Source organism: Paenibacillus sp. FSL R7-0345 (assembly GCF_038595055.1).
GTDB lineage: Bacteria > Bacillota > Bacilli > Paenibacillales > Paenibacillaceae > Paenibacillus_AQ.
In genome coordinates, this window is sequence record NZ_CP152002.1 from 934,807 (window position 1) to 956,872 (window position 22,066).

The window sequence follows — 22,066 nt, forward strand, 5'->3', positions numbered from 1 at the left end:
TTCTCCCACCGCAGCTTTCGCCTTCTTGCAGCACTCCAGTTCAGCCAAGCAGTCTTATTCTTCGTCCGGTGCATCTCCGAGATCGTCGATCCGCAGAATGACACGGGTGCCGCGGCCAGGCTCGCTGAACACCTGCAGCCCGCAGGAGCTGCCGTAGTGCAGCCGCAGCCGCTCATTGACATTGCGCAGCCCGATGCCAAACATTTCGCTGTCGGTGCTGTTCAGCAGGTTGCTGTTCAGCAGGCGCAGCGTGCTCCCGTCCATGCCGACACCGTCATCGGCAACACAAAATACGGTTTTGCCATCCTCACTCCACGCGGTGATGCTGAGGGTACCCGGGCCCTCTTTTGGCTCCAGACCGTGGAATACAGCGTTCTCGACAACCGGCTGGAATACCAGCTTAAGTACCGGCAGCGGGAGGAATTGTTCAGGCACATTAATATCCAGCCTGAATTTATCCGGGAAGCGGATCTGCAGCAGGTTGAGATAGTTGCGCACATGATCCAGCTCATGGCGGATTGTTACCATTTCCTCGCTGCGGACAATGCCGTAGCGCATCTGCAGCCCAAGCAGGTAGGTCAGCTCCGCTACACGCGGATCATCACTGCCCTCCGCCAGCATACGGATGGATTCCAGCGTATTGTAAATGAAATGCGGGTTGATTTGGTTCTGCAAAGCCCGCATATCGGCCTTCTGCTTGCGTTTTTCGGTCAGCGCCACTTCCTGGAGCAGGTCCTTGACCCGGATGATCATCCGGTTGAAGTGGCTGCCGATCATTCCAATCTCATCATTATATTTGGGGGAGAGCCACACATCCAGATTGCCGTGCTGCACCTGCTTCATCAGCCGGACCAGTGATTTGAGCGGCTTGGTCAGCGCATAGGACATAAAGGTGGCTACCACCAAAGCAATGGCGACAATCGCCAGTGTTGTCAAAATCAGCGTGTTGCGGGTTTTCTGCACCGGGGTAAGGATACGTTCCAGCGGGATTGTAACCATTGTCGTCCAGCCGGTTTTCTGCGATACGGTGTATACGGCCAGATAGTCCTGATCTTCCAGCCTGATCTGAAAATGTCCTTCAGGGCCCGTCGTCTGCTGCAGCAGCAGAGCCAGAGCGTTATCTTGTTTATCGGTATCCACGCCCTGCGAATCTTTAGCCTCACCGCCATAAACCAGCCCGCCATGCTCATCCGCTATGATCGTATTACCTTGGGTGACGGCGTTTACAGGATCGGCGATGCCTTTGAACAGCTTGATGTCGATGTCGAATACGATCATCCCGATCGGCTTCAGCATGCTGACGGAAGAGACTGTCCGCATCACGCTGAACACCTCGCGGTGCTGAGTGGCGTTCACCCGGATGGTGTGCCGGCCCTGCACAACGGGAGCTACCCCGGCCTCTTCCGTCAGATCCCGCCACTGCGTTATCCGTTCTGCCGGGAACAGCTCATTAATCCCGGGAGACCGGTCATAGAACACGTAACCGTATTTATCCACTAAGTATACGGCAGTCATCTCTTCTTTGGTATGGATCAAATAGCTCAGGAACATCGACATGCCGGTGTTCTTTTCCCAGTCGGCGTTCTGCTGCTCCAGATAGGATTGTACATCAGTGTTGTATAGCGGCAATGCGGTGTATCTTTTCAGGTCGGCGATATATCTGTCGATGGTATCCGAGGCATTGCCCGCCATCTGCCCGGCACTCTTCGTGGAGCTCTGCAGCACCGAATTGAAGGTAGAGCGCGAGGACAGGTAGCTGACATAGGTGATCGGCAGGGAGAGCACAAAGACGAATACGACAATCAGCTTGCGCTCCATGGGCAGGTTGGCCAGGAACAGCCAGAGTCTGCGCGGAATGCTCAGGATATAGGAAACCACTAAGTTGTTCCTTTCCGTACACCCCTATTTTACCGCGCCGCTGGTAACTCCTTCAAAAATATAACGCTGCAGGAAGAAGTACAGAATGACCGTCGGCAGCAAAATCAGCAAAATCGCCGCACAGATCAGATTCCATTCGCCCGAGTTGACCCCCTGGAACCGCATCAGGATCGTGGTCACCACGCCAAGGCTTTGTTTGGGCATATAAAGGTAAGGGATGTACATGTCATTGTAAATGCTGATCGTCTTCAGGATCACCAGCGTAGCGGTTGCCGGGGTAAGGAGCGGGAAGATGATCGAACGGTAGATTTTGAACAGGGAAGCCCCTTCCACCATGGCACTCTCGTCGAGATCAAACGGAATATTGCGGATAAACTGCAGATACAGAATGATCTGGATCACGTCAGCACCGATGTAGAGCACAATGGGAGCGCCGAGTGTGTTATAGAGCCCCAGGCTTTTGATAATACCGAAGGTGGCGACCTGGGTGGTGATGCTCGGAATGATGGTAGCGACCAGGTAAGCTCCGAATACAAGCGGTTTCAGTTTAAAATTGAAGCGGCCCAGCACGTATGCCACCATTGTGCCAAACAGAATGTTCAGGGTCAATGTAATTATGATGATCACCAGCACGTTGCCGAAGCCGCTGAGCAGACCTCCGCGCTGGAACACGGCGATAAAGTTGTCAAAGTTCAGGAAGCTTTTCGGGAGAGCCATAGAGCTGCTGGTGTTGAATTCATCCGTAGATTTGAAGGCATTGACGATAACCACGTAAGGCGGGAAAAGGACGACAAACACCCCGATCAGGAGCGAAACGTATTTGAGAAAATCAACAGTGCGGAATTTGCTGTGGGTCATGTTATTTGTCTCCTCCCCGGCTAAGTACTAACTGCTGCACCAGCAGCACAATGACAACAAAGAAGAGCAGGATAATGCTCATGGCCGAGGCCAGGCCATAGTTATTAAAAGCGAATGCCGTATCGACGACCTTCTGCACATAAGTCTCACTGGCGCCGGCCGGGCCGCCTTTGGTCAGCACGAACGGCAGATCGAATACTTCGAGCGCGCCGGTAACAGTCAGGAACAGGTTGAGCTGAATGACCGGCTTCATGTTAGGCAGGGTGATTCTCCATAATGTCTGGAAGGAGCCTGCACCGTCTATTTTGGCCGCTTCATAGATATCCTTTGGAATAGCCTGCAAAGAAGCGATATAGATTACCATGTTATAGCCCATGAACCGCCAGAAGCCGGTCGAAGCGAGCGAGTAGTTAACCAGCCCTTCGGTACCGAGCCAGCTGGTCTGGCCGAGTCCGGTAAGCCCGATGCTGTTCAGGAACAGGTTCAGGGAGCCGTTGGTGGTGTCAAAAACATAACCGAACATAAAAGCCACCGCGACACCGTTCATAATATAAGGCAGGAAGAGCATAATGCGGAAGGCGTTTTTGCCGCGCAGCTTACTGCTCAGTACGACAGCGAAGTAGATGGCGACGATGTTCTGGACAATCCCCATGACGAAGTAGGCAAAGTTATGTGTGAACACCTTGAAAATATCCGGATTGCCGAACACCTCGCGGTAATTGTCCAGGCCGACCCAAGGTTTCTCCGGGCTGTAGCCGTCCCAGTTGGTGAAGCTGTAATAGATGAGCTTAAGGGCAGGGTAGTAGGTGAACGTTGCCAGCAGCAGCAGCGGAATGGTCAGAAAGGAAATGATGATAATTAACTTTTGTTTGTTATAGGATAATGTGCCGAACATGTCTTCAACCTTCTTTCCGTAAAAGCGTTTCTTTGGCATGACGACAAAATGGATTATCCAGAGAAGGCATAATCCATTTTGCGCCGGAGTTTATGCGGAGCTAAGCTGCAGCGTGTCTACAGGATCAATAGCCGAGGTCTTTTTTGGCTTTGGCCCATGCTTTATTCCATTTGTCGAAGACAGTTTGCGGATCTTTAGCCAGGACGAATTCCTGAGCCATAGCCGGCAGGTCGAGCTGGGCTTTGTTGGTGATTTCAGTAACCTGTGCGTCATCCACAGTACCTTCCTGCAGGACTACACCGGTAGCCTGGAATTCTTTCAGCTGAGTCAGGTTGGATTCTTTGCCCTTGAGCGGAGAGATGAAGCCGGCAAAATCCTCATAACCGGATTCTTCAATCATCCATTTAACAAAAGCTTTAGCAGCGTCAACATTTTTGCTGTTTTTGGCTACTGCGTAGAAGAAGTCAGGGCTCAGGGGAGCCGTAATTGTGCCCGAGTTGTCATAAGGGAGCGGGAAAAAGCCTACATTGTCGGAAGTTGTGCCTGCGCCGATAACCTGGTTGATGACCCAGTTGCCCAGGTAGTACATGGCGAATTTGCCGGATGCAATGTCTTTCTTCGATTGTTCCCAGTTGGTGGAGTTGATGTCTTTTTCCAGATAGCCCTTCTCATTCAGCTCTCTAAGCAGGCTCAGCGATTTGCCGTAGCCGTTGTCCATGGTAAAAGGAGTATCGGAAGTCAGCTTCTCGTTCGGGAAATTAGGGTCGCCGTCGATAATCCGGGGAACGGAGTACACCCAGTCGTTCAGCGGCCATTTGTCTTTAAAGTTGGAAGCGAGCGGCACAACGCCGGCAGCCTTCAGCTTTTCACAGGCAGCGAGGAATTCGTCCCAGGTCTTAGGAATTTCAGTGATGCCGGCATCGGCAAAGGCTTTCTTGTTATAGACAATCCCGGTGGTGGAGTTACCGGTGGTGATGCCGTACAGCTGGCCTTCATAGGATTTGAAATCTTTAAAGGTAATCTGGTCGGTCAGACCGAGGTCGTCGAGTGAAGCAAAATATTTAGGCAGATCGGAGTTAGGAATGGTAGGGATGAACATTACGTCAGGAAGCTCGCCGCTGGCCATTCTGACTTTTGCCTGCTGGTTGTAGTCGGTCTGGGAGGCTTCGAATTCAACCTTGATATTCGGATACTTTTCATTAAAGCGCTTAACATATTCGTCATACTCTTTGCCGATCATGTCGGTTCTGTTGGTGAGGAAGGTGATTTTGCCGCTGATGTCCGCGCCGCTTGGGGCTGCCGGTTCAGTGGTTGCCGCTGTATCTCCGCCGGTGTTAGCAGGAGCAGCGGTTGCTGCAGGTTCGTCTGTGGCGGTGGCTGTGTTGTTATTGTTGTTTGAACCACAGCCAGTTAAGGATAGAGATAGAGCCATAATGATAACAAAAGATAACGAAAATAACTTATTTCTCATTGCGTTGTCCCCTTTTCGTTTATTGTTAGCGTTTACATTGATATTATAGCGCGATTCATCCGCTGGATAAATGTATTGAATTATTATTTATTGTCTTTATTTGTTTTCTTTCTGGGATTATAATTAGATTGTTGCTAACAATATAATAACAAAATACAATGGTTATCGGATGGTATTAGAAAAAGCAGGTATATAAAGGCTAACAAAACTTCAGTGTATGCTGGCAAAACTTTTGCCTATGCTTCCGAAGCGAGTTTTGTACGAAGCAGATCAGGAAGTATACGCTCACAAAACTTAAGCGTATGCTTCCGAAGCGAGTTTTGTACGAAGCAAAATCAATGGAGCATAGGCTCACAAAACTTAAGCGTATGCTTCCGAAGCGAGTTTTGTACGAAGCAAAATCAATGGAGCATAGGCTCACAAAACTTTTAGGAGGACTCATGACACACAAACAGCATGTTTTGGACAATTGGGAATTCAGGGCCGTTGGAGATGAGGCGTGGCTTCCGGCAGTGGTGCCGGGTACGGTGCATACGGATTTGCTGCGTAACGGGCTGATTGATCAGCCTTTTTATGGAACGAACGAGCACGGTCTGCAATGGATTGATAAGAAGGATTGGGAGTACAGAACCACGCTGCAGCTGGATGAGGATTGGCAGAGCCTGGCGGTTACGGAGCTGAATTTTGCCGGACTGGATACATATGCCGATGTTTATGTGAATAATGTGCATGCGCTTTCGGCGGATAATATGTTCCTGGCGTGGACGATGGATGTCAAGGATCTGCTGCGGACAGGTGCAAATGAGATTGTGGTGAGATTCCGTTCTGCCGTAAAAGAGGATCTGCCGAAGCTCGAACAGCTGGGCTATGACCTGCCTGCCCCGAACGACCAGTCCGAGCTGGGTGGTCTCGGGGAGAAACGGATCAGCGTTTTTGCGCGCAAAGCACCCTATCATTATGGATGGGACTGGGGCCCGCGTTTTCTGACCAGCGGGATCTGGCGTGAAGCCGTGCTTACCGGACGGAATGCTGCGGCAATTAAGGATTTGTACATCCGTCAGGATGTTATTAAGAAGGAAGAGGCGCGTCTGACGGCAATTGTGGAAGTGGATGCACCGGAGGCGTGGGAAGGGACGCTGCGGATTACTGCGGAGGGGCAGGAGTGGACTCGGGCAGTTACATTGGAGCCGGGTATGGGCACAGTGGAGCTGGAGCTGGTAATGGATCAGCCTCGCCTGTGGTGGTGTAACGGGCTGGGAGCGCCGGAGTTAACCCTGTTCCGGGCGGGGCTGCTGGAGAACGGGGCTGTGCTGGCTGAAGCTGAGGTGAAGACAGGTCTGCGGGAAATCAAGCTGATCCGCAAACCGGATGCAAAAGGCGCCTCATTCAAATTCGAGCTGAACGGTGTGCCGGTGTTTGCAAAGGGTGCCAACCATATACCGAATGACAGCTTTATTACAGAAGTAACGGAAGAACGCTACCGGCATGAGATCGCATCAGCGGCAGAGTCGAATATGAACATGCTGCGTGTATGGGGCGGCGGCTTTTATGAAGAGGAAGTATTTTACCGTCTGTGTGATGAGTACGGCTTGCTGGTGTGGCAGGACTTTATGTTTGCCTGCAGCATGTATCCGGGAGACGGGGCATTCCTGGCAAATGTGCAAAAGGAAGCAGAGTACAATGTGAAGCGGCTGCGCAATCATCCATCTATCGCGCTGTGGTGCGGTAACAATGAGATTGACTCCGCCTGGGCACAGTTTGAAGAAAACATGGGCTGGGGCTGGAAAGAGAAGCTGAGTGCTGAGATCCGGGAGACGCTGTGGGCTGCTTATGAGGAAATCTTCCACCGGATTCTGCCGGAAGCGGTAGCAGCGAATCATCCGGGGATTGATTACTGGCCGTCGTCTCCACTGCGTGAGCTTACCAATGATATCGATCAGCACGCTGTGCGCATCGCGGGAGACGGGGATATTCATTATTGGGGCGTATGGCACGGGATCGAGCCGTTCGAGAACTACAACGTTAAAGTCGGCCGCTTCATGAGTGAATACGGCTTCCAGTCCTTCCCCGAGCTGAAATCGGTGCTGACCTACGCGGAAGAGAAGGACATGGAGCTGGAATCGGAAGTGATGCTGGCTCACCAGAAAAACGGCCGCGGTAATCAAATTATCAAGGAATATATGGATATCTATCTGCCAGAGGCAAAGGACTTTAAGTCATTCCTGTACATGAGCCAGATTCTTCAGGCAGAGGCGATGCGGATGGCGATTGAGAGCCACCGCCGGAACAAGCCGTATTGCATGGGAACGCTGTACTGGCAGATGAACGACTGCTGGCCGGTAGCTTCCTGGGCGGGCATGGATTACTACGGCCGCTGGAAGGCGCTGCAGTATACCGCGCGCCGGAGCTTCAAGGATGTTCTCCTTTCTGTGGAGGTAACTGACGGGGAGAAGGTGCAGGTTTATGCGGTTTCCGATCTGCGGGAAGCGCTCAGCGGGGAGCTGGCGGTGCGGCTGCATGACTTCAGCGGAGCGGTGCTGAAGGAATGGAAGCAGCCTGTGCAGCTTGAAGCTGATTCGTCGGCGGTTGTGTTCTCGGTGCCGGTGGCGGAGCTGCTTGGGGGCTATGCTGCGGAACAAGTCGTGCTGGTAGCTGCTCTGGAGGCTGCGGATGGTTCGCTGCTTGAGCGTAAGGAGCATTACTTTGCAGCGGCTAAGGAGCTGAAGCTGGACCAGCCGGTTCTTACACTGGCTGAGGTGCCGGGCAGCGGCGGCTTAAGCTTCACCGTCAGCACTGACGTGCTGGCCAGAGGCGTATACCTGACAGCGGAGCAGGAAGGTATCTTCTCGGATAACTATTTTGACCTGCTTCCGGGCGAGGTGAAGACTGTGCAGTTCTCACAGCGGCGCGGGGCTGGAGCGGGAGTGGAAACCGGAAGAGCCGCCGGGGCGGCGAGTAGAGTGAAAGCACAGGATAAAGCAGGTGCTGGTGCACCGGACTTTGTTCCGGCTGCCCCGCAAGGACTCGAAATCCGCTCTATGGCGGATTATGTGAAGTAAGGCGAGCGGGCGGCTTATCCGTGATGATGCGCAAGGTTCAAACCTTCTTGCGCAGAGAAGTGAATAGAGGGGAAAATCCACTAAATGCGGCTGAAGGGTGCTGCCAAGGCTGAATTAGAGGGAAAAATCCCACTAAATGCGACTGAAGGGTGCCGCCAGGGCTGAATTAGAGGGAAAAATCCCACTAAATGCGGCTGAAGGGTGCTGCCAAGGCTGAATTAGAGGGAAAAATCCCACTAAATGCGGCTGAAGGGAGCTGCCAGAGCTGAATTAGAGGGAAAAATCCCACTAGATGCGGCTGAAGGGTGCTGCCAAGGCTGAATTAGATGGAAAAATCCCACTAAATGCGGCTGAAGGGTGCCGCCAGAGCTGAATTAGAGGGAAAAATCCCACTAAATGCGGCTGAAGGGTGCTGCCAGAGCTGAATTAAAGGGAAAAATCCCACTAAATGCGACTGAAGGGTGCTGCCAGGGCTGAATTAGAGGGAAAAATCCCACTAAATTCACCCGGCGTGGACAAACTGGCGGAGTGAGATAAAACATACCTAACTATTAGGGAGAAGGAGCCGGAAAATGGCCATTTGGGTACAGGAAGACAAAGGAATATTTCATTTGCAGAGCAAGGATATGAGCTATATTATCGGTCTTTATAACAACTATCCTGTGCACGTATATTGGGGCAAAAAGCTGCGTCATGACGGCAATCTGGACGGACTGCCGCATCTGGGCGTGGGTACTGCCCTTGACCGGCTTCCGCAGGAATACCCGCAGTACGGCACCGGAGATTACCGGGTGCCGGCTTACCAGGTCAAGCTGGAGGATGGCACGCGGATCACAGAGCTGCAGTACACCGGATACCGGGTGCTGGCAGGCAAGCCGCAGCTTGCCGGACTTCCATCCGTGTATGTAGAGTCGCCGGAAGAAGCGGATACACTGGAAATTACGCTGCGTGATGATTACACAGCGCTAAATGTAATCTTGCGGTACACGGTATACCGCGACACAGATGTCATTGCCCGCTCGGTAGAGCTGGTCAATGACGGGCAGGCTCCGCTGGACCTGCTCCGTGCGCTGAGCGCTTCCGTCGATTTCCCGGAAGACGGCCAGTTTGACCTGATCTATCTGTCCGGCGGCTGGTCGCGGGAAGGAAATCTCACCCGCAGACGGCTGGAGCAGGGCACGACGGCACTGCAGTCCCGCCGTGGTATGAGCAGCCATCAGCACAATCCGTTTGCTGCGCTGGCGAAGCCGGGAACCGACGAGCATCAGGGAGAAGTATATGGCTTCTCCCTGGTCTATAGCGGCGGCTTCGCCATTGAAGCCGAAGTGGACGCGTTCAGTCATACCCGGCTGGGTATCGGGCTGAACCCGTTTGATTTTTCCTGGCGGCTGGCACCGGGAGAGAGCTTCCAGACCCCGGAAGCAGTGATGGTTTACTCGGCTGAAGGCCTCGGCGGCATGTCACGGACTTATCACCGCCTGTACCGCACACGTCTGGTAAGGGGAACCTTCCGTGATAAAGAGCGTCCGATTCTCGTGAATAACTGGGAAGCAACCTACTTCAATTTTAATGCCGACAAGCTGGTGGATATTGCTGCCGAAGGTTCCAAGCTGGGCATCGAGCTGTTTGTGCTCGATGACGGCTGGTTCGGTAAACGCGATGCCGACAACTCCTCACTCGGCGATTGGACCGAGGATCTGCGCAAGCTGCCGGGTGGACTGGCAGATGTGGCAAAGCGGGTCAATGACTTGGGAATGCAATTCGGCCTGTGGGTCGAGCCGGAGATGATCTCGCCGGACAGCGATCTGTACCGCGCGCATCCGGACTGGTGTCTCCATGTGCCAGGACGCCGGCGGACTGAAGCACGCTGGCAGCTGGTGCTTGATCTGACGCGTGCGGAGGTACGGGATTACGTTTATAATGCGCTTAGCAAAATTTTCTCCAGCGTACCTATCGCCTATGTGAAATGGGACATGAACCGTAACCTGACGGAGATCGGCTCGGCTGAACTGCCGGCTGAGCGCCAGGCCGAAACGGCCCACCGCTATGTGCTTGGATTGTATGAGCTGATCGACCGCCTGACAGGTGATTTCCCGCATATTCTGTTCGAGAGCTGCTCCAGCGGCGGCGGCCGGTTTGACCCGGGTATGCTCTATTACATGCCACAGACCTGGACCAGTGATGATACGGATGCGGCTGAACGCCTGAAGATCCAGTACGGCACCAGTTTGGTCTATCCAATAAGTGCGATGGGGGCGCATGTCTCGGCAGTGCCGAACCACCAGGTCGGCCGGGTTACACCGCTGTCGTTCCGCGGGGATGTCGCAATGTCCGGTAACTTTGGCTACGAGCTTGACCTGACCAAGTTCACAGAAGAAGAAAAGGAACTAGTGAAGCAGCAGGTAGCGAATTATAAAGAAATCCGCAGCCTCGTACAGCAGGGCAACCTGTACCGCCTGCAGAGTCCGTTCGAGGGTAACGAAACGGCGTGGATGTTTGTTTCCGATGATCAACGGGAGGCGCTTGTATACTACTTCCGTGTAATGGCTGTGCCGTACCCGGCACGCCGGACGCTGAAGGTCCGCGGTTTGAATCCGGATCTTGACTACACAGTGCTGGATAGCGGTGAAGTCTTTGGCGGTGACCGGCTGATGCAGGCCGGACTGGCGCTGCCGGACATCCAGCGCGATTATGTGAGCGGCTGCTTCCATTTGAAGGCGCAGGATTAATGAGGTTGATTAAACAACATAATTAATTAAATGCATAGCTTTGAGTAAGCCAGGGAAACCTGGCTTTTTTAAATTTACTTGGGAAGAATAAAAGAATGAGAGGTAAAAATGCCTCTGATTCCAGCGCCGCCGGGCGAAACAGCGGAATCAAAGGCAAAAACGCCTCTGATTCCAGCGCCGCCGGGTGAAACAGCGGAATCAAGGGCGAAAATGCCTCTGATTCCTGCGCCGCCGGCCGAAACGGCGGAATCAAGGGCAAAAATGCCTCTGATTCCAGCGCCGCCGGGCGAAACGGCGGAATCAAGGGCAAAAATGCCCTTGATCCCTGCGCCGCCGGGCGAAACGGCGGAATCAAGGGCAAAAATGCCCTTGATCCCTGCGCCGCCGGCTGAAATGGCGGAATCAAGGGCAAAAATGCCCTTGATCCCTGCGCCGCCGGCCCGCCCTTGATTGCTGCGCACGCGGTCTCAGCACTTGCCTTCATATGCTTACGACCTCACACACGCACCAGCCGCCATAGATTCATGGCCTCAGATTCAGCACCTGCCGCCATATGCTCATAGCCTCACATTCAGTGCCCGCCGCCATATGCTCAGACCTTACACTCAGCCCCCCCAAACACGGAACCAAACGGTTAAAGGGCTGTTTTCACCAGGTATACCCCTGCTATTTCCTTATCATTCCCCGTTCACTTAACGTTCAACGTTCGGGTTTAGCGTGCTTTTCATGTCAGTTTTAGATTTTTTGTTGCCGAAAACACATTAACTATGTATAATAGCAATTAATCTCGATGTGATTGTACGATATTCTGGTTTTCAAAGGTGGTTCCATGGCAGAACTGGAGAACAGCGAGCAGAAGAAGAAGATGTGCCAGATCTACAATGAGATCTCCAAGGAATTGTTTGGTTTCGGGACGACCTTGCTCCGCGTATCTGTCGATCAGCGGGTCATTACCTTTCACGCCAAGCACCGCAGATCTCCACGGTCGACCGCCCTGGAAGGGGAGGCGCCGGAGCTTAAGCAGGAAGTGGACTTCCGGATGTCGCTGCTGTTTAAGAAAAGATTTAAAGAACGGCTTGAAGAAGAGATGGGCTTAACGATTGAGGTTCTGCTCAGAGATTACGATGCACCGACCCAGTGGGCTTTTACGAATATGATACTGGCCGGGGAATGACAGCTTCATCTTAATATCCGCGGATTTTTGCTTTTGATCTATCTTAAGCGAAGACCGTCCTTCTATAACGGGTAGCTCTTAACTTTGTTTACACAAAGGAAAGTGTTCTTGTTCCTACAAGAATGCTTTCTTTTTTTTATGGAAAAATAGATTACAACTATATTCTCAGGAGGTTTTTTACTAATGAAAAAGATCATGACTACCGGCCTTGCCCTGGCCCTGACTTCAATGCTGGCGGCTTGCGGTTCCAACAATGCGGCAACGAACAACACAGGTACTGACAATGCAGCAACAGGAAATACAGCGTCCGGAGAGCCGGCAGAACTGGTCATTTCCACTTGGGGCTTCTCGGAGGATTTCTTCAAGGAAGCGGTATATGCGCCTTTTGAGAAAGAGCATAATGTCAAAATTGTCGTGGAAATCGGCAACAACGCCGAGCGCCTGAACAAAATCCGTCAAGGCAGCTCTGATGTCGATGTGGTCTACCTGTCCGACTATTACGCGCAGCAGGCGATTAATGAAGGTTTGTTCGAAATGATCGACAGCAAAAACATTCCGAATATCCAGAATATCTATGATATTGCAAAAGCACCGCTTGGTGCAGAATACGGTCCCGCGTACACGATCGGACGTCTGGGCATTGCCTACAACCCTGCTCTGACTTCAGGTGAAGTAACCGCATGGAGCGATTTGTGGACCAAGTTTGATAAAAACCTGGCGATGCCAGCGATTACCGCTACAGCAGGCCCGATGATCGTTGATGCGGCATCTCTTGCAGCTGGCAACGCGGACTTCAACGAAGATACAGCGTTCACGAAGCTGAAAGAGCTGGACAGCAATGTTGTGAAATACTACGGTCAGACCTCGGAGTATGTAAACATGTTCGGCCAGGAGGAAATCGCCGGCGGCCCGATCATGGAAATGTACTTTAAGGATCTGCAGGCTGCTGTGCCGGATGCCAAATTCGTGGCACCATCTGAAGGCGCGTATGCCGTAATGAACACCGTTAACGTAGTTAAAGGCAGTGACAATAAAGAGCTGGCTGAAGAATTCATCAACTGGCAGCTGAGCGATGAAGTACAGGCGGCATCCGCCAAAGCAAAAGTGGATTCTCCGGTTAACATGAACGTCATGCTGACACCGGAAGAAGCGGTAGGCGTGACTTACGGTGCAGATGTTATCGGACAGCTGCGCAAGCTGGACATGTCGTTTGTGAACCAGCACATCACTGAGTGGACTGACCGTTTCAACCGTGAGATCGGCGGCTAAGGATGACAGCGCGTAAAAAAATCATTCTGGATGTAGATACAGGAGTGGACGATGCGCTGGCCATTATGCTGGCCGTCACAAGCGGAGAACTCGATATTCTCGGGATTACCACGGTCAGCGGCAATGTCTCGCTGAACCAGGCGACCCTGAATACCTGCAAAATTCTGGAGCTGCTCGGCGTGTCCGGGCAGATTCCGGTCTTCCGCGGGGCGGACCAGCCGTTGGTCCGGGATAGCGTGTTCGAGCACCGTGTACACGGCTCGGACGGAATCGGCGGGGCACTTGCCGATATGGCCGTAACGAAGCAGGCGGAAGCAGAGCGGGCGGAGGATTTCATCATCCGCCAGGTGCTGGCGCAGCCCGGTGAGGTCACGCTGATTATGACCGCGCCGCTGACCAACCTGGCGCGTGCGCTGCATAAATGCCCGGAGCTTACGCAGCATGCCGCCGAGGTCATTGTGATGGGCGGCGTGGTGCAGGGCTTCGGCAATATTACGCCCACGGCGGAATACAACATATATGTCGATCCGGAGGCGGCCAAGCTGGTGCTTGCGGCCGGGTTCCCCCGGCTGACGCTGGTCGGACTGGACGTAACCCGCAAGGCGCTGCTGAGCGCAGACGATATAGCGAGGCTGCAGAATCCGGTCATCCGCGATTATGTGGAGAAGAGTACGGCGGATTACCGCACGCGATATTGGGAACGGAATGGTGTGCAGGCCTGTGCGCTGCATGATCCGCTGGCGGTAGGTGTGGCACTGAACCGCTCGTTCGTTACTGTGCACGATTATTATGTGGATGTTGAGACAAGAAGTGACCTGTGCGACGGGCAGACCGTCTGCGATTTTCAGAACCGATTGGGCAAACCGGTGAATGCCGGTGTCTGCCTGGAGGTGGATGCGCCCGCTTTTCTGGAGTGCTTCATTAACAGCTTGAACAGCAATAGCTTTAACAGCCTGAACCAATAGCAGAAGAAGGACGGGAGTCATTAGAATGAACAAAAAAGCACTGTACCTGCTGCTGCCGGGCCTGTTATTCCTGGCGGCCTTCATGCTGGTCCCGATTACGCTGACCATTGCCTCCACGTTTGTGCAGGACGGGAAGCTGACGCTCGAAGGGTATCTGCATTTTTTCCGGGACGGGTACTTTAACCGCATCCTGCTGACTACGCTCCGGGTGAGTGTGGTGACGACGCTGGTCTGCATGCTGCTCGGCTATCCGGCGGCTTATTATATCTCCCGGGCAAGCGCCCGCAAAAAGAGCATTCTGCTGGCACTGTCGATTTTTCCGCTGCTGACGAGCCCTGTTGTACGGTCCTTTAGCTGGATGATTATCCTCGGCAAAAAAGGGCTGATCAACTCCTTCCTGGTCAACATCGGACTGATCGAGAAACCGCTCGATATCCTCTATACACCGACAGCGATGATGATCGGGCTTATACATCTGTTCCTGCCGCTGATCATTATCACCCTGCTCGGGGTTATGGAGAATCTGGATCACGAGCTGGTGCGGGCGGCGCGCAGTCTGGGGGCTTCCCCGTTTGCCGCGTTCCGCAAAATCACCTTCCCGCTGACGGTGCCGGGCCTGATTATCGGCGGCATTCTCGTCTTTGTCGGCAGCCTTACGGCGTATACAACGCCTGCGCTGCTCGGCGGTAAGGAACGGGTGGTATCTACCTTTCTGTACCAGAACGCCATGACGCTGAATGACTGGCAGGCGGCCTCGGTCATCGCGGTCATTATGATTGTCATTACATTTGTGGTGGTCGGGCTGATGAATGCCTGGGCCAACCGCTTGAATCCGAAGGGGTGAGAACATGAAGGAAGGTAACCGCGCGCTGTCCTTGTACACGCTGCTGGTCTTTATATTTTTGCTGGGTCCGCTCGTAATCATCTCGATTACTTCCTTTGAGCCGGGCACGGTCCTGAAATTCCCCCCTGAGGGCTTTTCGCTGAAATGGTACCGGAATATTTTTGAGGTCAGCGCCTTTATGGACACCTTCAAAACCTCCATTATCATCTCGCTGCTCGGCAATCTGCTGGCGCTGCTGCTGGGTGTGCCTGCGGCCTATGCGCTGAGTCGTTACCGGTTCTGCGGGCGGGATACGCTGAATGCGATTTTCCTGTCGCCGGTGCTGATTCCCGGGATCGTGCTGGGCTTCACGCTGCTGCGCTACCTGATTGTGGTATATGGCCTGCCGATTTACGCCGGGCTGCTGATTGGACATACCGTGATTATGCTGCCGTTTATTATCCGGGTTATTGCTTCAAGTCTGGAGAATTTCGATTTTGCGGTGGAGGAGGCGGCGCAGAGTCTTGGTGCTTCAAGAATCTATACCTTCTTCAAAATCGTACTGCCCAACATCCGTTCCGGGATTCTGGCGGCGATTCTGATCGCTTTTCTGGAGTCGTTCAACAACGTGGATATTTCCGTCTTCATGACCGGTCCGGGGATCAGTACCCTGCCGATTCAAATGCTGACCTATGTGCAAAATTACTTCGATCCTACAATTGCCGCGATCTCCGTCATTCTGATGGTGCTGACGGCGGCGCTGATGTTCGTCATCGAGCGGCTGATGGGATTCGCTTATTTTACCAAAAGATAGCCAATTAAAGGATAACGGAGGCATAACGCAATGTCACTTTTAAGTCTTGAGCAGGTATCGGTTGCTTATGACAACCGTCTGATACTGGAGGATTTCAATCTGTCGCTGGCAAAAGGGCAACTGCTTTCCCTGCTCGGCCCGAGCGGCTGCGGCAAAACAACGACCCTGCGCCTGATCGCCGGGTTTCTGAATGCGGAAGCGGGAGCTTTCATGTTCGGCGGTAAGGACTACACCAAGGTTCCGGTCGAAAAGCGTAATTTCGGCTTCGTGTTCCAGAGCTATGCGCTGTTCCCGCATCTGTCGGTCTTTGATAACGTGGCGTTCGGCCTGCGGCTGCGCAAGCTGAAGGAGGCGGAAGTGAAGAAGCGGGTAACCCGGATGCTGGAGATTGTCAGTCTGGGCGGCTTTGAGAAAAGACTTCCCGCAGCCCTGTCCGGCGGACAGCGCCAGCGGGTAGCGATTGCCCGGGCGCTCGTCATTGAGCCGGATCTGCTGCTGTTCGACGAACCGCTGAGTAACCTTGACGCTAACCTGCGGGTGAACATGCGTGTGGAAATCCGCCGCATCCAGCAGGAGCTGGGGATCACGACCGTCTATGTCTCGCATGACCAGGAGGAATGCTTCTCGATCTCCGATCAGGTGGCGGTCATGAACAATGGCAAAATCGAGCAGCTCGACAAGCCGTCAGCCATCTTCAAATATCCGGCGAGCGAGTTCGTGGCCCGGTTTATCGGGTTCGGGAACTTTATCGCTTTTGACGGACGGAATGATACGGGTTCAGATATTGAGCTTAGCAGAGGAGAGCTGAAGTTCCAGGCGGCCAAACGGCCGGAGGGACTCGGTAACACGGGATTGCTCGGGGCGATTCGTCCTGATGATCTGCAGCTGTTTGCAGCCAGCCCGGAGCCGGGCACGGCCAGTAACATTTTGCCGGGAACGGTGCAGATCAGTACTTATCTTGGACGCAGCTACCAGTATCAGGTGGAGACGGAGCTGGGTGTATTCACGGTGAATCAGGAGATGGAGCAGCCATTTGTGCAGGGACAGCAGGTTACGGTTTATTTTCCAAAAGAGAAGCTGGTGCTGGTGCAGTAGCGCTTCATAAGGAGCAGACATGATGATTACAGATCAACTTATACTGAACGCTAAAGTGTACAACAGTTACTATAAACGGTTCGAGACGGCGAATGTTGCGGTAAAAGACGGGCGTTTTCTCTATGTCGGCCAGCTTGGTGCGGAAACGTTCGAGGCTGCGGAGACAATTGATGCTAAGGGGCAGTATCTGGTGCCCGGGCTGATTGATATCCACCTGCATATTGAGAGCACGATGATTACACCGGAGACGTTCTCCTACGGTATTCTACAGCATGGCGTAACGACGATTGTTCCCGAGCCGCATGAGATGGCCAATGTGTTCGGCGTTGAAGGTGTGCATGAGATGATCCGGGCCAGCGAGGACTGCCTGGTGGATATGTTCTATGCGATTCCAAGCTCGGTGCCGGCAACGCCGCTGGAAACGACGGGCGGCTCGATTGAGATTGCCGATATCGATGAGCTGATGGAGACGGAGCAGATGATCTGCCTCGGCGAGGTCATGAATTTCGTCGATGTGATCCGTGATCCTGATTGTAAAAGCAACCAGATTCTCCAGCACGTCCGCAGCAAGTATCCCGGTCTGGTTATCGAGGGGCATACGCCGAAGCTGCTCGACCTTGATCTGCATCAGCTGATCTTTGCCGGGATTGATTCGGATCACACCCATCAGAGCATTGAGGGCCTGACCGCGCGGATTGCTGCCGGAATGTTCATCGAAATTCAGGAGAAGTCGATGACCCCGGAGGTGGTTGACTACCTGATCCAGCATCCGGTCAGCGAGCATTTCTGCTTCGTGACCGATGATGTGATGACCGACTCGCTGGCAGCGACCGGCCATCTGGATCATCTCGTCCGCAAGGCCATCGCCATGGGCATGGCGCCGGAGGCTGCTGTCTATGCGGCCACCTACACCCCGGCCCGGCGGATGAAGCTGGACGACCGCGGCGTGATCGCGCCGAACAAAACCGCCGACTACCTGCTGCTGTCTGACCTCAGCAGCTTCACGATTGAGGCGGTTTACAAGCGGGGCGCGCAGGTCTGGGACCGCAGCCGGCCGCAGGCACAGCCTGCGCCTGCGCCGCGCTTCCCGGCGCATTTTTACCGGAGCGTGCAGCTCGCGCCGCTTAGCGCCGGTGACTTTGCGGTGCGCCCGGAGCTGCCTGACGGCCGCTACGGCGCCCGCGTGATGACGGTCAACAACGTGTCCACGTTTACCGAAGAAAAGCATGTGGAGGCCGAAGTGAAGGACGGCCTGCTGCAATGGCAGGACACCGGCTGCGGCCTGATTGCCACCTTTGAGCGGTACGGCAAAACCGGCGGGCGCGCCTACGGCCTGATCGGCGGCGACACGATCAAGCGCGGTGCGATTGCCACGACGTATTCGCACGACAACCACAACCTGCTCGTCGTCGGCCACAACGCCGAGGACATGGCGCTTGCCGCCAATACGGTCATTGCCGAGCAGGGCGGCTTCTGCGTCGTCTGTGACGGCGTAGTGCTGGCCCTGCTGGCGCTGCCGGTCGGCGGCATCCTGACCGAGGCGCCGCTCGCCGAGACGGCGGAGCGCGTGCTGGGACTGCGCACAGCGATGGAGTCGCTGGGCTACAACCATTACAACCCGATCATGTCGATCAGCACGCATTCGCTGCCGGTAAGTCCGGCGCTGAAGATTACGGACTTCGGGCTGATTGATGTTGTCGCGGGCAAGGTAGTGCCGCTGCTGTTCCCGCTGGGTGAAGCGTGAGGGAGCCGCTGCTGGCTTTCCGCTGTGTGAAGTGTGAGGTGGCAGTTGCTGGCGTTCCGCTGGGTGAGGAGTGAGGAAGACGTGCTTCCGCTCCGCTGGGTGAAACGTGAGCATAAGGCGCTGCCGTTGATTAGGGCGAAGCGATAAAGGAGGGGCGTCCCAGATGGGATGCCCCTTTTTGCAATACAGTAACTATAGCACGATAGAGGCTCCATGCCCGTTGCCGGGTCTGTGCTGCTAAGTAGTAACTTGGCGTAATTTGTGTGAATGGTGGATTAGCAATGGTGAGTGTTGGTGGCTGGGCTGGCAGTGCTAATTTTAGATGCTGAGTTACTAATGCTGAGCAGCTGATGTTGAGTAGCTAATAGTGAGCTCCTGACGCTGAGTAGCTGAAGTTGAGGCGCTGATAGTGAGCTCTCGATGCTGAGTTGCTGATGCCTCGCCACTGATACTGAGCCGCTAATGCCGGCCTGCCAACGCTGATCCACCAATACGACGCATTCTGCCCGGCACATTCGCCGTCAAACTAAATAAGTGTACTTTCTGCAGCTATATGGAGGAGAAAACCTCTGTTTTCCGGAATAGCTGCACTTTGTACACTTAAAAAAACGAAAAAGTCCTATTTTCTCTAAAATGGCCCTGTTTAGTTGCACAGAGTGCAGTTATTCTGAGAATAGCGCCGAAAATCGCTATTTTTAGTTGTACAAAGTGCAGTTATCCTGAGTGTGTGGTGTAGGACAATGATCTACAGGGGAGCGCAGACCGGGCTAAGTGGAAATTCGGCACCTATTTATCGACTAACTACCCAATATGAGGATGCTAAATGGAAAAACGTCACTTAATTTCACTGTTTCCGCGTCAAAAGGGGAATACGGTCAAATATAGATGGCCTTTTTCCACCTAATGATCTCCAATGGAGAAAAAAGGCTGGATTAAGTGACAAAAATCCACCTTAGGTAGATTGAAATTAGAAATAAGTTAAGTGAAGGGCAGCGGAGAGGGAGTGGGTAACGGGAGAAGTGAGAGTGCCACCTCCCACGCAACTTTCTCCCCCACCGATTGACTAACGTATGGCCTGCCCCTATGATGATAAATAATATAAAATACCGTACAGCGCATGGAGGAGAGAGACAGCATGTCTATGGAGATTGAACGCAAGTTTCTGCTGCCGGAATATCCGGAGCAGCTGATTGAGGGCGGAGAGCTCAAAGTGATTACACGGCACAGTATTGACCAGACGTATCTGGCGATTGAGGACGGGCAGGAGCTGCGGGTGCGCAAGATTACCGATCTTGATTCAGGCGAGGTTACGTTTACGCATACGTTTAAGGACGGCAAGGGCATCAGCCGCAAGGAGATTGAATATAACATCTCGGAAGGCCTGTATAACCAGATGATGGAGGCCGTCAAGGCCATTCCCCTGGTCAAAACACGCACCACAGCCGTATGGAACGGCATCACCGTAGAGATTGACGTCTACACCCAGCTTCAGCTCACAGTAATTGAGGTGGAGTTCGACTCACTGGAGGAAGCGGAGAGCTTTAACGCCCCGGAATGGTTCGGAGAAGACGTAAGCGTAGAGAAAAAATACAGCAACAAAACCGTCTGGAAAGAGCTGCAGAAGAAGTAGGGGCGGCATCCGCATTTTTTCAAAATATCAGAAAGTATAAGTCAAGGGACTTATACAGGTCTGAAATTTCTCGCAGAAACGGGTGTCGCCTTCCCTGAAGGACGACGAAGCCGTTTCTACTTGCAAAAGTTAACACAGAAGTAACGGACTTTAACGCTTAAACGTGTTAATATATAGGGTAGTTCTATATAGGTTAAATAAAGAGGGGTCCCAGGAGGATGAGACAGGTATGGAGTATATAAGCACAAGAGGAAAAGTGGAAGCTAGAGGCTTTATTGATACAGTTCTGATGGGACTTGCGGATGACGGCGGACTGATGGTGCCGGACCAGATCCCGGTGATCTCTGCGGATAAGCTGGAGGAATGGCGCAAGCTCAGCTTCCAGGATCTGTTCCTGGAGATTTTCTCCTACTATACCAATGATGAAATTCCTTATAATGATCTCAAAGAAATGGTCTACACCAGCTATGGCAATTTCCGCGCGCCGGAAGTGACGCCTCTCCATAAAGTGAATGATTCCCTGTACGTGCTGGAGCTGTTCCACGGGCCGACGTTTGCGTTCAAGGATGTAGCGCTGCAGTTTATGGGTGAGCTGTATTCTTATATTGCGAAGGTGCGCGGTGAAATTATCCACATTCTCGGGGCAACCTCGGGGGATACCGGTGCAGCGGCGATTCAAGGCGTACGCGGCAAAGAAGGCATCAAAATCTGTATTTTGCATCCGCATAACAAAGTAAGCAAGGTGCAGGAGCTGCAGATGACCACCGTGAATGACAGCAATGTGCTGAATTTGTCTGTGGAAGGTAACTTCGATGACTGCCAGAAGGTGATTAAAGAGCTGTTCGCCGACCTGGATTTCAAAGGAAAATACCACCTGCGTGCAATTAACTCGATTAACTTTGTGCGCATTCTGGCCCAGACGGTTTATTACTTCTATGCTTACCTGCAGATTGAGAACAGCGGTGACAAGAAGATTAATATCAGTGTGCCTTCGGGCAACTTCGGTAATATTTTCTCCGGCTTCCTGGCTCAGAAGATGGGCCTGCCAATCAACAAGCTGATCATCGCCACCAACGAAAACAACATTCTCGAGCGTTTCGTCCTGACAGGCGAATACAAACCGGGCGGCTTTACGAGCACCTACAGCCCTTCAATGGATATTCAGGTGGCGAGCAACTTTGAGCGTTATCTGTATTACCTGCTGGATGAGGATGCCGTGAAGCTGTCGGAGTATATGGCAGGGCTTGCGGCAGACGGTAAAATTACGGTGGACGGCGAGCTGTTTGCACAGGTGCAGGCCGATTTTGCGGCGCTGGGCGTGAAGAATCAGCAGTGCCTCGACATTATCAGCAAATACCAGCAGGAGCACGATTATCTGCTTGATCCGCATACCGCCTGCGGAATTGCCGCTTATGAGGCGTTCAGCGGACCGGATGAGGCTACCGTTACGTTCGCTACGGCTCATCCGGCGAAGTTCGACGAGGCGATTGCCCTGACCGGCATTAAGCAGGAGTTCCCGTCACAGATTTCCGCATTGTTCGATATGCCGCAGCATATGACGGTTGTGGAGCATGACAAGGCGGAGATTGTGCGCGAGCTGCAGGATTTTTTCGGCTAAAAAGTTAACAGGTATACCCCAAGGTCCGTTCTTGAAAAAGAGCG

The 22,066-nt window shown here is 53.2% G+C and carries 16 protein-coding genes; 11 read left to right on the top strand and 5 right to left on the bottom strand.

The window, feature by feature from the left end:
- Positions 1-54: 54 nt before the first annotated feature.
- The 4 genes from NST84_RS03990 to NST84_RS04005 all read right to left on the bottom strand — a co-directional run bounded on the left by NST84_RS03990 (position 55) and on the right by NST84_RS04005 (position 5,102).
- Positions 55-1,878 carry a sensor histidine kinase gene (locus NST84_RS03990; RefSeq protein WP_342564349.1) on the bottom strand — a complete coding sequence of 608 codons (1,824 nt, stop codon included), beginning with the start codon at positions 1,876-1,878 and terminating at the stop codon, positions 55-57.
- Between the two features lie 24 nt (positions 1,879-1,902).
- Positions 1,903-2,736 (bottom strand): carbohydrate ABC transporter permease, encoded by an 834-nt coding sequence (locus tag NST84_RS03995; protein ID WP_068721885.1) that lies wholly within the window; start codon positions 2,734-2,736, stop codon positions 1,903-1,905.
- Between the two features lies 1 nt (position 2,737).
- The gene (locus tag NST84_RS04000; RefSeq protein ID WP_342564350.1) at positions 2,738-3,631 is read right to left on the bottom strand and encodes a sugar ABC transporter permease; all 894 of its coding nucleotides are present in this window, start codon (positions 3,629-3,631) and stop codon (positions 2,738-2,740) included.
- Positions 3,632-3,755: 124 nt separating this feature from the next.
- Positions 3,756-5,102, bottom strand: coding sequence for an extracellular solute-binding protein (locus NST84_RS04005; RefSeq protein WP_342564351.1), 1,347 nt, complete (start codon positions 5,100-5,102; stop codon positions 3,756-3,758).
- A gap of 440 nt (positions 5,103-5,542) precedes the next feature.
- On the opposite strand from NST84_RS04005, the gene NST84_RS04010 reads away from it, so the two are divergent.
- Complete coding sequence (locus NST84_RS04010; protein WP_342564352.1) at positions 5,543-8,161, top strand: glycoside hydrolase family 2 protein; 2,619 nt, start codon at positions 5,543-5,545, stop codon at positions 8,159-8,161.
- Positions 8,162-8,733: 572 nt separating this feature from the next.
- A complete protein-coding gene (locus tag NST84_RS04015) occupies positions 8,734-10,890 on the top strand; it encodes an alpha-galactosidase (protein WP_342564353.1) in 2,157 nt (718 codons plus the stop codon).
- Positions 10,891-10,964: 74 nt separating this feature from the next.
- Here the strand turns inward: NST84_RS04015 and NST84_RS04020 are convergent, their stop codons facing one another.
- The gene (locus NST84_RS04020) at positions 10,965-11,351 is read right to left on the bottom strand and encodes a hypothetical protein (RefSeq protein ID WP_342564354.1); all 387 of its coding nucleotides are present in this window, start codon (positions 11,349-11,351) and stop codon (positions 10,965-10,967) included.
- A 368-nt stretch (positions 11,352-11,719) separates the two neighbouring features.
- Between NST84_RS04020 and NST84_RS04025 the strand changes: the two genes are divergently transcribed.
- The 9 genes from NST84_RS04025 to thrC all read left to right on the top strand — a co-directional run bounded on the left by NST84_RS04025 (position 11,720) and on the right by thrC (position 22,022).
- A complete protein-coding gene (locus NST84_RS04025) occupies positions 11,720-12,064 on the top strand; it encodes a hypothetical protein (protein ID WP_042172970.1) in 345 nt (114 codons plus the stop codon).
- Between the two features lie 183 nt (positions 12,065-12,247).
- Positions 12,248-13,333 (top strand): ABC transporter substrate-binding protein, encoded by a 1,086-nt coding sequence (locus tag NST84_RS04030; protein ID WP_342564355.1) that lies wholly within the window; start codon positions 12,248-12,250, stop codon positions 13,331-13,333.
- A 2-nt stretch (positions 13,334-13,335) separates the two neighbouring features.
- Positions 13,336-14,298 (top strand): nucleoside hydrolase, encoded by a 963-nt coding sequence (locus NST84_RS04035; RefSeq protein ID WP_342564356.1) that lies wholly within the window; start codon positions 13,336-13,338, stop codon positions 14,296-14,298.
- Positions 14,299-14,323: 25 nt separating this feature from the next.
- Positions 14,324-15,142: an ABC transporter permease gene (locus tag NST84_RS04040; protein ID WP_342564357.1), complete on the top strand. Its 819-nt coding sequence runs from the start codon at positions 14,324-14,326 to the stop codon at positions 15,140-15,142.
- A gap of 4 nt (positions 15,143-15,146) precedes the next feature.
- On the top strand, positions 15,147-15,935 hold the full coding sequence (locus NST84_RS04045; protein WP_342564358.1) for an ABC transporter permease: 789 nt from the start codon (positions 15,147-15,149) through the stop codon (positions 15,933-15,935).
- A gap of 30 nt (positions 15,936-15,965) precedes the next feature.
- Entirely contained in the window at positions 15,966-17,030 is a 1,065-nt protein-coding gene (locus NST84_RS04050; RefSeq protein ID WP_342564359.1) for an ABC transporter ATP-binding protein, read from the top strand.
- Positions 17,031-17,052: 22 nt separating this feature from the next.
- Positions 17,053-18,774 carry an adenine deaminase C-terminal domain-containing protein gene (locus tag NST84_RS04055; protein ID WP_342564360.1) on the top strand — a complete coding sequence of 574 codons (1,722 nt, stop codon included), beginning with the start codon at positions 17,053-17,055 and terminating at the stop codon, positions 18,772-18,774.
- 1,135 nt (positions 18,775-19,909) lie between these two features.
- A complete protein-coding gene (locus NST84_RS04060; RefSeq protein WP_342564361.1) occupies positions 19,910-20,404 on the top strand; it encodes a CYTH domain-containing protein in 495 nt (164 codons plus the stop codon).
- A gap of 229 nt (positions 20,405-20,633) precedes the next feature.
- Positions 20,634-22,022 carry a threonine synthase gene (gene thrC, locus NST84_RS04065; RefSeq protein WP_342564362.1) on the top strand — a complete coding sequence of 463 codons (1,389 nt, stop codon included), beginning with the start codon at positions 20,634-20,636 and terminating at the stop codon, positions 22,020-22,022.
- The last annotated feature ends 44 nt before the right edge of the window (positions 22,023-22,066 follow it).

Coding starts and splice junctions, on each gene's coding strand:
- thrC (WP_342564362.1), top strand. CDS start 20,634: ATGGAGTATATAAGCACAAGAGGAAAAGTGGAAGCTAGAGGCTTTATT.
- NST84_RS04045 (WP_342564358.1), top strand. CDS start 15,147: ATGAAGGAAGGTAACCGCGCGCTGTCCTTGTACACGCTGCTGGTCTTT.
- NST84_RS04010 (WP_342564352.1), top strand. CDS start 5,543: ATGACACACAAACAGCATGTTTTGGACAATTGGGAATTCAGGGCCGTT.
- NST84_RS04030 (WP_342564355.1), top strand. CDS start 12,248: ATGAAAAAGATCATGACTACCGGCCTTGCCCTGGCCCTGACTTCAATG.
- NST84_RS04015 (WP_342564353.1), top strand. CDS start 8,734: ATGGCCATTTGGGTACAGGAAGACAAAGGAATATTTCATTTGCAGAGC.
- NST84_RS03995 (WP_068721885.1), bottom strand. CDS start 2,736: ATGACCCACAGCAAATTCCGCACTGTTGATTTTCTCAAATACGTTTCG.
- NST84_RS04060 (WP_342564361.1), top strand. CDS start 19,910: ATGTCTATGGAGATTGAACGCAAGTTTCTGCTGCCGGAATATCCGGAG.
- NST84_RS04040 (WP_342564357.1), top strand. CDS start 14,324: ATGAACAAAAAAGCACTGTACCTGCTGCTGCCGGGCCTGTTATTCCTG.
- NST84_RS04005 (WP_342564351.1), bottom strand. CDS start 5,102: ATGAGAAATAAGTTATTTTCGTTATCTTTTGTTATCATTATGGCTCTA.
- NST84_RS04055 (WP_342564360.1), top strand. CDS start 17,053: ATGATTACAGATCAACTTATACTGAACGCTAAAGTGTACAACAGTTAC.
- NST84_RS04035 (WP_342564356.1), top strand. CDS start 13,336: ATGACAGCGCGTAAAAAAATCATTCTGGATGTAGATACAGGAGTGGAC.
- NST84_RS04025 (WP_042172970.1), top strand. CDS start 11,720: ATGGCAGAACTGGAGAACAGCGAGCAGAAGAAGAAGATGTGCCAGATC.
- NST84_RS04050 (WP_342564359.1), top strand. CDS start 15,966: ATGTCACTTTTAAGTCTTGAGCAGGTATCGGTTGCTTATGACAACCGT.
- NST84_RS04000 (WP_342564350.1), bottom strand. CDS start 3,631: ATGTTCGGCACATTATCCTATAACAAACAAAAGTTAATTATCATCATT.